Raw genomic sequence first — 13385 nt, forward strand, 5'->3', positions numbered from 1 at the left:
AACATGGAGGAGAACCTATGGCCCAAACTCGAAACCGGTGGACGATCTATCTAAAGCAGCTCCGGCACAAAAATCGCAGCGTATTTCTGACCTGGATGCTTTCATACATTTCGGTGCTGCTCGTGCCCATTCTGATCAGCGGCGTTATATACGGCGCGACGCTGAACGTTGTAAAGGCCGAAATTAACCGTGCCAACCAATCCATTCTTGTTCAGATGGAGCAAGCCATAGATAGCCAGTTCAAAGGAATCGAGAGCCTAAGCCTCGAGGTGAGCCTCAACAGGCGAATCGCATCATTTATTTCTGCCGATCCCATTTTGTCTGATTCAGATCACTACGAAATATACCAAATCGCCAATGATTTGCGGGTATATGAAATTGCTAACGATTTTCTTGAAGGCATTTATATTTATTACAAAAATAGCGATACGGTCATCGCCCGTAACAACCGTATGAACATCGAAGCGTTATACGACCATATCCGCCTTGAAGAGCAGATGCCGTTCCAGTCGTTTCAAGATTATTTTGACCAATGGTACATTAAAGGCTACCACTCGGTTGTTGTATCTGAAGAGAATGAGTGGAGGCCTACGGTCATGTATGCCCAAAATGCGACATCAACGATCATGAATCAGCCGGGAGCTGTCTTGCTATTTATGATTGACCGCAGCAAGCTGCTGGAGCAAGCGTCGGTGCCGGAGGAAGGCACAATCTTTATTTTGGATGAAGACAATCGGTTCATTGCGTCTACGGGCGAGTCGCTGGCGGAACCTGCTCTAAACTACAGCGATATGCCGGAAGAATCAGGGCAACTGGAGATCGAGGCTTCCGGTCGCAGGCTTGTTGCATCCTATACAACCTCCTCCATTACGGGATGGAAATATGTGATGACGCTTCCGGCGGGCGTATACCACCAGAAGATGAACGTAGTAGAGCAATTGACGATCGCAAGCATCTTGCTTTGCCTTATTATTGGCGGTGGCGTGACGTATTGGTTGCTCAAGCGGAACTACCTGCCGATTCATGCGCTCATTCAGAGCTTGTCGTTCAAGGCTGGTGTTACATTCGATCGCGGCTCTAATGAATACTCCTTTCTGGAGCAGGCGCTGAGCAGCACCTTCCATGAGAAGGAGGAGCTTCATAACAAGCTGAATCAGCATAACAATACACTCAGATCGCATTTCCTGCAGCGGTTGCTGAAGGGGCAGCTCGACAGCCATATCCCGCTGCACGAATCGTTCTCAGCCTATGATCTGCGCTTCCCGCTGGGCGGATTTTCTGTTATCTTGCTGCGCATCGAGCATTTCGGCAAGTTCCATCGGAAGGATGAGGATCAGGTACATAACAAGCGGTTGCTGCACTTCCTGATCGCCAATGTGGTCGAGGAGGTTGCGCGAAAGTCCGTCAACGCCTATGCGGTAGAGCTGGACCAGGAGCTGCTCGCCTGCATTGTCAACCATCAGCTTGTTTCGCCGGAGGAGCAGCGGGGGGAGCTGGAGCACATCGCGGAAGAAACGATGTCGTTCATCGCAAGTCATGCCGATGTCCAGTTGACCGCAGCCATCAGTGCACAGCAGGAGGGCGAATATGGCATCTTCCAGGCGTTTCAGGAAGCGGTCGAGGCGATGGAATACCGTATCATTGCAGGCAGCGGGGGCATTATTCATTATGCTGACCTGAGTGGCAACGACAACCAGGGGGCTGCTCCGGGTGGTTATTTTTATCCTCTCAAGGCCGAGCAGCAATTGATCGTTATGGTTCGCGAAGGCCAGCTCGATAAGGCGAAAACGTTCGTCGGGGAGATTATTCAGAAAAATGTTACGACAGAGCCGTATCCTTTCCATACAGCGAAATGTCTCATGTTCGATCTGATGGCAACGCTGCAAAAAGTAATCGGAGAAATCCGCATCGCGGGCAAGCCGGATATGCCTGACGGAGTGCGCGCCATCGAACGCCTGATGCAATGCCAGACGGTTGGGGAGATGCGCAGCCAGCTATACGATATGCTGGAGCTTTTGTGCGGCTACGTTAATAATAACCGCGAATACTGCAGCAATCCGCTAATCGATAAGGTCATGAAATATGTTAACGAGTATTACCAAGACGAGAACCTGAACATTTCGATGATCGGGGAAGCCTTTTCCATGACGCCGTCGTATGTTTCCAAACTGTTTAAGGATCTTGCGGGCGAATCTCTGCTCGACTACATTAACAAGACGCGGCTGGCGCAGGCCAAATTGCTGCTTACCAGTGAGAAATATAATGTCAGCGAAATATCGCTGATGGTCGGTTACAACGATGTGAATACCTTCCACCGCATATTTAAAAAATTCGAAGGCATTACGCCCGGGCGCTACAGGGAAGTCAAGTAGCTCTCGGGCTTTTTTTCAAGAAAAAGCGGTTAACTTACAGTTTTGCTACCCTCATTTTTGAGAAATTGCAGTATATTTGAGGTTTTGACAATGGTTTGTGGCACTGAATTAGCGTTACGATGAAAGCGTATTCACATCAACATATTCGATACGAAAAGAACGGAGGGGCACAATGGCGAAAAATCGTAACGGCAAGATGCACAAAGGGCTGCAGCTTACACTGGGGATCACAATGGTACTCTCATTGTTGTTAACCGCATGCACTAGTAATGGGGGCTCCGGCAACAAGGACAAGACAGAGCCAACTCAAAGCGCCGTCAGCAATACGGGCGGCAATGACGAAAGCAAAGGCAACGAGGGAGCGAATAAGCCGGTTTATCCGCTGGATGCCAAAGATACGTTCTCGTACTGGGCTCCAATCAACGGAAACCTGATTACATTTACAACGAATCTGGCGGAAGCGCCAATCGGGAAGGCGATTGCAGAAGCTACCGGCGTGAAAGTAACCTACATCCACCCGACCGACGGTCAAGCGGAAGAGCAGTTTAATTTGTTGCTGGCTTCCAGCAAGCTGCCGGATGTGCTGGAGTACGACTGGAGCATCTATCCAGGTGGACCAGAAAAGGCGATTGCAGACGGGGTTATCGTACCGCTCAACGATTTGATCGATAAATATGCGCCTAATCTAAAGAAGATGCTGGAAGCTGATCCGGATCTGGATAAAATGGTGAAAACCGACAGCGGCCAATATTACGCCTTCCCGATGGTACGCAACTCGGAAGGCGTAGTCTTCCGCGGACCAATGCTGCGCAAAGACTGGCTGGATGAGCTGGGGCTGCAATTGCCTGTAACGATAGATGATTGGCATAAGGTCCTGACAGCGTTCAAAGAGAAAAAAGGCGCCGCAGCACCGCTGACGGCACTATACGCGAACAAAATGAATTTACAGGATGCGTTTTTCGGCGCATACAAAACGTCGCACGGCTTCTATATTGACGATCAGGGCAAAGTGAAATACGGTCCGTTAGATCCGCAATACAAAGATGTTTTGACGTTGTTCCGCCAGTGGTATTCCGAAGGACTGATTGATAAAGACTTCCCAATTGTCGAGCGCAACACGCTGGATAAGCGGTTTCTGAACGGCGAGTCCGGCGCAACTGTTTACCTGCTGGGCGGCGGGATGGGCAAATGGCTGGAGTCCGGCAAAGCACAAAATCCGGATTTTAATCTCGCAGCGGCTCCTTATCCGGTATTGAAAGCAGGCGAAAAACCATTCACCGGACAGCGCGATTTCAAATATAACCCGAAAGCAAGCGCGGCCGTGACGACATCAGCGAAAGACCTGGAAACGATAGTAAAATGGCTGGATTTCGCATTTAGCGAGCAAGGAACCATAATGTACAACTTCGGCGTTGAAGGCGAAAGCTACACGATGGACAACGGCGTCCCGAAATTTACCGATATGATCGTGAAAAACGAAAAGTACACTTCGCAGCAGATGCTGGCGCAATATACAGTTCCGAATGGCCCGTTCCCGATGCATGAGCAAAAAACGACCAACACGTTTCCGCAACAGGATGAGGCGGTCAAGGTTTGGTCGGAGACCGATGCGGAGAAACATATCTTGCCCGCGTTCATTACGCCTACTGTAGATGAGAGCAAGAAGGTAGCGCAGACGATGACGGCAATCAACACGTATTTGGAAGAAATGTTCATCAAATTTTTAATGGGCAACGAACCGCTCGACAAGTTCGACAGCTTCGTGAAGCAGCTGGAAGATATGGGCATTCGCGATGTAATCGACATCTATCAAGGTGCCTTGGAACGCTACAACAAAAGATAACTCCATGTATCGTCTTGCGGTAGGCTGCAGGCCGCCGTGGGGACAGGGGGTGGTGCAACCATCCCCTGCCGATGATGCTGCATGTGGACAGGAGGAGTAGGAGATGGCTCAGTTGAAGCTGGGACGCAGCAAAGTCGCGCATGCCGGGCGTCTGCCGCTTAATCTCGCGAAAGACATAGTTAAGAACAAGTATTTGTACATCATGCTTACTCCTGTTTTGGCATATTTCATTATTTTTCAATATTTTCCGATGTACGGTGCGATTATTGCGTTCAAGGATTTTAATCCCAGGCTTGGAATTGGGGGCAGCGCGTGGGCAGGGCTGGAGCATTTCAGAGACTTTTTTGGCGGAATGTATTTTTGGCGGGTGTTTAAAAACACTCTGATGATAAGCTTGTACGATCTCGTTTTCGGTTTTCCCGCTCCGCTTATTCTCGCCTTGCTGCTTAATGAGGTGAAAAATGCGCTGTTCAAGCGTTCGGTTCAGACGATCACTTATTTGCCGCATTTTATTTCGCTTGTCATTATTTGCGGCATGATCAAGGATTTTACGAGCAGTGACGGCGTCATTAACGATATTATCGCATTTTTCGGCGGCGAGCGGATCACGATGCTGCTGGAGCCGTCTTTTTTCCGGACGATCTTCGTTTCCTCGAATATTTGGCAGCATGTAGGCTGGGGTACAATTATTTATTTGGCCGCGCTGTCTGCGATCGATCCCGAGCAATATGAAGCTTGCAAGATCGACGGCGGTGGACGCTGGAAGCAGATGCTTAATGTTACTCTACCGGGGCTGCTGCCCGTCTTCGTTATATTGCTCATCCTGGACATTGGCCGAATTATGAGCGTTGGCTTCGAGAAAGTTATTCTGCTGTACAACCCGACCACTTATGTGACAGCGGATGTCATTTCCTCGTATGTGTACCGAGTCGGGCTTCAAGATTTTCAATTCAGTTTCAGCTCAGCAGTCGGATTGTTCAACTCCGTGATTAACTTCGCGCTCGTTATCGGCTCCAACTGGATAAGCCGGAAGTTGAACAATACGGGCTTGTGGTAGAGGAGGGTTCGCATGCGAGTAAGCTTGGGTGAACATATATTCCGGGTTTGCAATACGCTGTTTTTGTCCGTGCTCATGATTGCAACAATGTACCCAATTCTGTACGTGGCATTTGCTTCATTCAGCGAACCGGCGCTGATGATGGCGCATAAGGGTATTCTTTGGAAGCCGCTGGGCTTCTCGCTTGAAACATACGAGGCGGTATTCAGCAACCCGATGATCCTGCTCGGCTATCGCAACACGTTATTTATTGTCATTGTAGGCGTGGCTCTCAATTTGCTGCTCACTTCCTTCGCCGCATACGCCTTGTCCAGAAAAACGTTGCAATATCGCAAGCAGCTTACGCTCTTTATCGTGTTTACGATGTTTTTCAGTGGTGGATTAATTCCGTTCTACTTGCTGGTTAGAGGGCTGGGCATTACGGACTCACTGTGGGCGCTAATCCTGCCTACAGCAATAAGCGCGTTTAACCTCATTATTATGCGGACTTCGTTCGAGGCGGTGCCGGATGCGCTGGAAGAGTCGGCCAAGATCGATGGCGCCAACGACTTTGTCATTCTGTTCCGCATCTTCCTGCCGTTATGCAAGCCCGTGCTTGCAGTGGTAGGCCTGTATTACGGAGTAAGCCACTGGAACTCGTGGTTTAATGCCATGATCTTCCTTCAGGATCGGTCGATGTATCCGTTGCAGTTGATCCTGCGAGAAATATTGATTATCGGCGAGGCGAGCTCCATGGCGGAGGGAGCATCCCAGGATGAGATCATCATACTCGGCGAGACATTGAAATACGCCACGATTATGGTAGCTACCCTTCCGATTTTTTTGGTATACCCGTTATTGCAAAAATATTTCGTGAAAGGCGCCTTGATCGGTGCCATCAAAGGTTAGGATAAGGAGTGGAATTTTGAGATGAGCCATGAAAATGTGAAGCTGAAACCATCCGAGCTGTCGGATTGGTGGGATAAAGTGAAGATTAAAGTTGATCATATGATCGAAGCGGGCTGGACAGAAGCGCCGCATGTTTCGGCAGCAGGCAAATATGACCAGATCAAAGTGGATCAGTGGATTTCGGGCTTTTGGCCGGGCATTCTGTGGATTCTGTACGATATGACCGGAGAGCGGCGTTATCGGGAGGAGGCAGAGCCTTGGGATGTACGCATGGAGCAATGTTACTTGCGAGACAACCATTTCCACCACGATGTTGGCTTTCAGTTTCTGCCGACATCGGTTATTCGCTACAAGCTGACCGGCGACGAGGACGCACGGCGGCGCGGGCTGTTTGCCGCCAACTATTTGGCAGGCAGGTACAACCCGGTCGGACAGTTCATTAGAGCGTGGCCCCGCAACCAGACGGGATGGTCGATCATCGATTCGATGATGAATTTGCCACTGCTGTTCTGGGCGAGCGAAGAAAGCGATGATCCGCGCTTCAAGCATATTGCGGTTGCTCATGCAGATATGGTGCTCCGCTCGTTTATAAGAGACGACGGCTCGGTGCATCATATCGTAATCTTCGATCCGGAGACGGGCGAAGTGGAGCGTTATGACGGTGGACAGGGCTTCGCGCCGCAATCGTCCTGGTCGCGTGGCCAAGCTTGGGCGCTCTACGGGATGAGCTGCGCTTACCGTTATACGGGGGAAGCGCGTTACTTGAATGCGGCGAAGCGGGTGGCGCATTATTTCATTAGCGCGTTGGCGGAAGACGATGTGCCGCATTGGGATTTCCGTGCGGCGGCCGACTTGACAGACGAGCCGCGCGACACCTCGGCGGCAAGCTGCGCGGCATCCGGACTGATCGATATCGCGTCGCAGGTGCCTCCTGAGGAAGCCGCTTTATATCAGCTCGCGGCCACGCGCATTCTGCGCTCGTTGTCGAACAACTACAGTACGTTCGATCAGCCGAAGTATGAAGGCATTCTGCTCGGAGCAACCGGGCATAAGCCAGTCAATAGCAACATCAACGTATCGCTGATTTACGGCGATTACTATTATATTGAAGCTTTGGCGAAGAGCAAAGGCTGGAGCCAGCATATTTTTTGAGCGGGATCATGGGCCGTATTAACGAAGCCGGGAGGACTGGAAGCACCTCCCGGCTTCCGTATTCTTGAGAGGAGGTGCGGACGGAACGAAGGGAATGATTCAATAACCATCAATTCATAACGGAAAGGATGAAGAATTATGGGAACCAAAAGTATGACATGCATGATTTTGCTCTGTATGCTAGTTGCGTTAATGCCAGGAGCGGCGCGGGCGGCCGATACGAAGTTCACAATTGGCAGCTCCAGCGTGACGGCGAGTGGACATGACGGCAATGTTCCGGCCAACACGGTGGACGGCGATTTCGCCACACGTTGGTCAGCGAATGGCGACGGGCAATGGATTCAGTACGATTTGGGCGTAAACCGCAAAGTGTCTTCCATTAAAATTGCTTTTTTGAATGGGGCAAGCCGCACTTCTACTTTTGATATTTTGACGTCTACGGACGGTTCCGCCTTCACGACCGTCAGCAGCGGAATTGTGAGCAGCCTTGTGGAAGGCCTGCAAACGTTCGATTTTCCGGATGTCGATTCTGCCCGCTATGTGCGGGTCGTTGGGCACGGCAATTCCTCCAACCTGTGGAACAGCTATACCGAAGTTGAACTGTACGGCACCGCGAGCGGCCCTTCGCCGGGTGTAAGCAAGCTGGCGGTTACTGTACCGCAGCTAATGGCTAGTGGAGATGACGGCAACATCGTCGCGAATACGATCGACGGCGATCTCGGCACGCGCTGGGCGGCGAGTGGCGACGGGGAGTGGGTCCAATACGGCCTTGGATCGAGCAAACGAGTGGAATATGTGAAGATCGCCTTCACCAACGGGGCGGAGCGAACTTTCAGCTTTGATATCCAGACTTCCTATGATGGCTACAACTTCAGCACAGCACTTTCGGGAGCGGTCAGCAGTCTGAGCAACAGCTTGCAGACATTTGATTTTGCCGATGTGGCCCCTGTACGCTACGTTCGTATTGTTGGCCACGGCAACTCGGTGAACGCATGGAACAGCTTCGCAGAGGTCGAAATTTATGGCAGCGATTCAAGCGGCAGCGGTAGCGAAGGGACGGTTGTCGAAGTTAGCACTTCCACGCAGCTCACTGCCGAGCTTGCAACCGCTGCGGCGGGTAAAACGATTGTGCTGGCAAACGGCACGTATTCGCGTACAAGCCCGTTTGCTGTTCAGAACAAAAACGGCACCGCCAACGCTCCAATCGTCATTAAGGCGAAAAACCGCGGCCAAGCTATCATCTCGGGAGCATCGGGCTTCCGCGTCGAGAACTCCTCGCATGTGGTGTTGGACGGATTAAAGTTTACGAACACAAGCAATGGCGCGGTGGTGCTCGAAGGCTCGCACCATGTGCGACTGACCCGTAATACATTTGCGCTGCCAAGCTCAGGCGGCGGCCTGATGTGGTTGCAAGTGCGGGGCACGAACAGTCATCATAACCGCATCGACCGGAACGACTTCGGAATGAAGAGCGACACCGAACCGCTGATCGCTTACGAAGGACAGGATGGCTCAGGGCAAATTTCGCAATACGATATTATTGAATACAACTATTTCCATGATGTAGGCCCATGGGTAGCCAACGGCAAAGAGACGATCCGTCTCGGCTTGTCCGGTCTAACGCTCTCCCACGGCTATAATACGATACAATATAATGTATTTCAGAATTGCGACGGCGAGCCGGAAATTGTTTCGGTCAAGAGCAGCAGCAATTCAGTGCGCTTCAATACATTCCTCACGTCCAAGGGCAGCCTAACGCTGCGGCACGGCCATAACAACAGCGTATACGGCAACTTCTTCCTCGGGGACGGTGTCGAGTCGGATCAGGAAGGCATCCGGATGTTCGGCAATGACCATAAGATTTATAACAACTACTTCGAGAATTTGACAGGCGAAGCAATCTACTTGCCAAACGGCGATTTCGACGGAGGTACTGGAGGCTCTCCTCCAAGCCCGACGGTCGAACAATTACGCAAACAGTGGAAAGTTTACCGGGCGCTTATCGTCAACAATACGATTGTAAACAGCACAACCGGCATCGTCATTGGATCGGGCAAAGCGTATGCTCCGCAGGATTCCGTCGTGGCGAACAATATCGTGCGCAACAGCACCGGCACGCTTTATTACGAGGCGGCGACAACGAATACGCTGTTTCAGGGCAACATCGGGTATGGCAGCACCATTAGCAACATATCGCGCAGCTCGGGGCAGATCCGAAATATCAATCCGCTGCTCACTACGGTGAGCGGCATCCAGAAGTTGTCCGCAAGCAGCCAAGCGATTGACGCCGCTGTAGGGACATACGCGTTCGTGCAGGCGGATATGGACGGCCAAATGCGGGCGACAACGGATGTGGGGGCGGATGAATATTCCGGAGCGCCTCTGCTGAATCGCCCGCTTGCGGCAGGCGATGTGGGGCTGAATACGCCTTAGGGTAATTGATGATCAAGCATGCCGGCGGTCGGTCCGACGGCATGGCTATGTCGTTCCATAGCTGTGCGGAGCATGCCGGTTATTTACTTTATTTGAAAGGATGGGAGACCATGGTTCGCAGAAGCTATGGAGCAGAGGGAAAAGGCGAGGTGACGTTACATGCATACTAACACGATGCTGCCGGCTCCGCGTGGCGGCGGCTTCCGAATGGAAGGTTATTGGATATGGTGTGGTTCCGTCGTGCAGGGCGAGGACGGCAAATTCCATATGTTTGCCTCGCGCTGGCCGAAGACTCTGCCGATGCACCCCGGCTGGATGACGGCTTCAGAGATTGTCAGGGCGGACTCGGATACGCCCGAGGGACCGTACGAATTCCGCGAGGTGGCGCTTCCGGCGAGGGGAGCGCAATATTGGGACGGACGCTGCACGCACAACCCCCATATCGTTAAGCACAACAACAAATATCTACTTTATTATACGGGCTCGACCCATCCGTTGGGCGATCCGGAGCCACCCGAAAATTTCGGGTTAACCGATCCGCAATGCATCGTGGCGCGGGCGAACAAACGGGTAGGCCTGGCTGTCGCGGACAGCGTATTCGGCCCTTGGCGCAGAGCAGATGAGCCGATATTGCCAACACGTCCCGGCCGATTCGATAGCTTTCTGACCTCCAATCCGGCTCCGTGTGTCCGGGAGGACGGTTCCGTGCTGCTGATCTACAAGGCACGAAGCTACGAAAGCAACCTGCATGGCGGCATGACTATTGGCGTCGCGTATGCGGATCACTACGAGGGACCATACCGGGCGCTGAGCGGCGAGCCAGTGTTTCCCCCGGAGTCGTTCCATATCGAAGATCCGTTCATCTGGCAAACAGCGAAAGGATACCATTTGATCGCCAAAGATATGGAAGGGCGTCTATGTGGTGAAAAATACGGCGGCATCTACGCGGAGTCTCCAGACGGGTTGAAATGGAGCTTGCATGGACAGCCGCAAAGCTACTCCCGGACGGTACGCTATGATGATGGCACGGTGCAGACGCTGGGAAATCTAGAGCGGCCATTCCTACTTTTCCAGAACGGAAAGCCGACACATTTGTTCGCTGCCGTCTCGGACGGCATCGACGGTTTTATGGATGCTTCCGATACATGGAACATGGTTATACCTTTAAAGCAATGATACATGGGGGAGTTTGCGATGAGCAGCTGCGTGGCGTCAAGCGAGCGCTATGCGGCTATGACGTATAACTGCTGCACTGAATTGATCGAAATGTAGTATGCTATCCATATTTGTATATGACAAAATTGCATAAAAGAGTGTTACAGAAAACCCGATCCAATGAGATCGGGTTTTCTGTAACATCTTTAAATATGATAGCGCTCTTCAAAACAGAATTATGAATCACTATCCACTTGTCTCAAACAAACCTCGGACTCGTTTTCATCCCATCACAGCGAAACACAATCTTTTTATCCTCAATAAACGTCTCTAGATGAACGTTCTTCCCCCAAAGCTAAACGACATGGAGAAGCGTGCGCTCCACATACTTCAGATCCTTAACCATCAATCTAGGGAAACCCGCCGTTTACTTTTGAATAAACAAGTTGATCGCGAATTTTCTCCCACGATTTATCGGATATAAGCGAGCACATGGGCGGCGATAAGTACATATTGAATTAGAGATTCATAACCGGGGGTCATTCCCGTCACTCCTCCTTTAGGTCACCTTTTTTGTACTTCTTCCTATTAGTTGATTTGTACCAGCTGCCATTGCTGATTGAGATTGCCGCTGTATAAGTTTTGCTGAATATTCGCGCCATCAGCCGTGGAGGAGCCGGCGACTTCTACCGCTTTGTTGCTATTCACATTCAAGATGCTCCAGTAACCGTTGCTGAGCTTAATCAATCTGAACTGCTGCGCGGTATTGGAGAGATCCTGCATAAGCTGAATCGCTTCCCCGTTGTTTTTTGTCCCGTTACGAACATCCATGACTTTGTTGTCAGTTGAGCTTACGCTTCGCAATTCGTAATAGTTATTGTAGGTGCCTTGATCCGTGACGATCCAGCGCTGAGCTGTCGTATTATTGTCTGCTCGCTGTTGAAGCTGCAACGCGTTAGTATTCTGGCCGCCTGGAACCTCGAGTATTTTACCCGAAGCACGGTTGACGAGCTTGTAAGTTGCGCCATTCGTGACTCCATTCCATATACCATTCCAAGGATTGAACTGCGCACGTTCATAGTACCATTCGAATATAAATCGAGCCATGCCGTCCCGGGCAGTGTTGCCATCATACATCAATCCGCCTGTTGGGTCTGCAAATGAGCTTCTCGTGCCGGGATTCAACAAAAATCCATTCATATGGACAGCGATGCTCACATTGCCCGCTGCCGTGAAGATCGCTTTGGTATTTTTGCCGAAGCCCGCGTTCGAGCCGTTGAACAGATCCCAGTAGGAAGAGTCTCCCGGTTGGGTCTTGAACCAGGTTGTCTCCGTAATATTAATTGGATAATTATCAGCGCAAGGCTTAATATTGGTATCCCATTGCTGTTGCAAAGGAGTGTAGTCATCATAAGCGCCATAGCCCGGATACCAATGTACGGAATAACCTATATTGTTCAGTGAATCCGTCAATGGATAGGCTGCGCATAGCTGATAGTATTGATCCCAACCAAGTCCCGATGCCCAGATGACGTTATCCGCGCCTTTGCTGCGAATTGTGGAGATCATGGAATTTTGGAAATTTTTGAGCGAGTTCCAGTACGCAATGAAATTGGATTGGGAAGGATGACCGCCCCAGACGCCATTGACATCAGACAGCACGGGCTCGTTAATGAGCTCGAACATAACATTGTCAGCGCTCTTGATTCCTGGCTGATCAGCGAGGTAACCCCAAATCTGATTAAACTTTGCGAGATTGGCAGGGGTTGTTGCTTGGTTGTTGCTTAAAGTGAAATCTAGGCCGAGGGTGACATATAGGCCCTTGGTCTTGGCATAGTTGATATAAGGAATGATGACGTTCTGAGTAACGGCTTGCAGGCCGGCAAAATTGTACGTGCCCGCCGCTACGTCGCCCATGTCTTCCCGGTCAATGAATAGACGTACCTGATTCATATACCATCCATGGTTGTTGCCGTATTTGGCCGAGGTGCTTGTAAAGGTGTCGGTGATATCTTTCAAATACGCTAAGATCGCTGCATGTCGATTCCCGCCATTCTGATTCAGGTAGTAATTGCTGTTCTGGTACGTCCAGTAAGCGCCCGAAGGCTGATGCCACCCGCTTAGCAAAACAGGCTGTCCACTGCTGTTCACCAATTGGTTGCCGCTTACATGGAGCTTGGACATCGGCATGCCAACCCACGCATCTGCCTTCTTGCCGCTCAGCAATAATGGCGACATCACTAGCGCCACAAGCAGCAGAAGCTTCATTGCCAAACTGACTTTCTTTTTAATCATTAATACTCATCTCCTTTTTTTGTTTTACATATGTTAATTCATGGTAGTACAAGGGTGTGGTGAAGCATACGGTGGATGAGGTACCCAGAGCTGATTCAGAAGTGAAGAATAACGATTCATAACCATTTAGACTTCAGGAGAGGAGAAGATGAAAGAGGTGAATTATTTGTAAAATTAATATGTATGCGCT

9 protein-coding genes and 1 pseudogene are annotated in these 13385 nt (G+C 50.7%); 8 read left to right on the top strand and 2 right to left on the bottom strand.

Annotated features, from left to right (window positions below):
- The first annotated feature begins 17 nt into the window (after positions 1–17).
- The 8 genes from AB4Z50_RS15640 to AB4Z50_RS15675 all read left to right on the top strand — a co-directional run bounded on the left by AB4Z50_RS15640 (position 18) and on the right by AB4Z50_RS15675 (position 10921).
- Positions 18–2372, top strand: coding sequence for an AraC family transcriptional regulator (locus AB4Z50_RS15640; protein WP_441880425.1), 2355 nt, complete (start codon positions 18–20; stop codon positions 2370–2372).
- Between the two features lie 172 nt (positions 2373–2544).
- Positions 2545–4215, top strand: coding sequence for an extracellular solute-binding protein (locus tag AB4Z50_RS15645; RefSeq protein WP_441880427.1), 1671 nt, complete (start codon positions 2545–2547; stop codon positions 4213–4215).
- A gap of 103 nt (positions 4216–4318) precedes the next feature.
- Positions 4319–5272, top strand: coding sequence for an ABC transporter permease (locus AB4Z50_RS15650; protein WP_441880429.1), 954 nt, complete (start codon positions 4319–4321; stop codon positions 5270–5272).
- A gap of 12 nt (positions 5273–5284) precedes the next feature.
- On the top strand, positions 5285–6160 hold the full coding sequence (locus AB4Z50_RS15655) for a carbohydrate ABC transporter permease (RefSeq protein ID WP_441880431.1): 876 nt from the start codon (positions 5285–5287) through the stop codon (positions 6158–6160).
- A gap of 21 nt (positions 6161–6181) precedes the next feature.
- Entirely contained in the window at positions 6182–7312 is a 1131-nt protein-coding gene (locus AB4Z50_RS15660; RefSeq protein ID WP_441880433.1) for a glycoside hydrolase family 88 protein, read from the top strand.
- 138 nt (positions 7313–7450) lie between these two features.
- Positions 7451–9745 (top strand): chondroitinase-B domain-containing protein, encoded by a 2295-nt coding sequence (locus AB4Z50_RS15665; protein ID WP_441880435.1) that lies wholly within the window; start codon positions 7451–7453, stop codon positions 9743–9745.
- A gap of 5 nt (positions 9746–9750) precedes the next feature.
- Complete coding sequence (locus AB4Z50_RS15670) at positions 9751–9915, top strand: hypothetical protein (RefSeq protein ID WP_441880437.1); 165 nt, start codon at positions 9751–9753, stop codon at positions 9913–9915.
- 535 nt (positions 9916–10450) lie between these two features.
- Positions 10451–10921 (top strand): hypothetical protein, encoded by a 471-nt coding sequence (locus AB4Z50_RS15675; RefSeq protein ID WP_441880439.1) that lies wholly within the window; start codon positions 10451–10453, stop codon positions 10919–10921.
- Positions 10922–11159: 238 nt separating this feature from the next.
- Here AB4Z50_RS15675 and AB4Z50_RS15680 read toward each other — a convergent pair.
- Both AB4Z50_RS15680 and AB4Z50_RS15685 read right to left on the bottom strand, forming a co-directional pair.
- Positions 11160–11382: pseudogene (locus AB4Z50_RS15680) on the bottom strand (stage V sporulation protein R); the annotation flags it as partial.
- Between the two features lie 106 nt (positions 11383–11488).
- The gene (locus tag AB4Z50_RS15685; protein WP_441880441.1) at positions 11489–13195 is read right to left on the bottom strand and encodes an RICIN domain-containing protein; all 1707 of its coding nucleotides are present in this window, start codon (positions 13193–13195) and stop codon (positions 11489–11491) included.
- Between the last annotated feature and the right edge of the window lie 190 nt (positions 13196–13385).

Origin of the sequence: Paenibacillus sp. 2TAB26 (assembly GCF_052115145.1) — a bacterium.
GTDB lineage: Bacteria > Bacillota > Bacilli > Paenibacillales > Paenibacillaceae > Pristimantibacillus.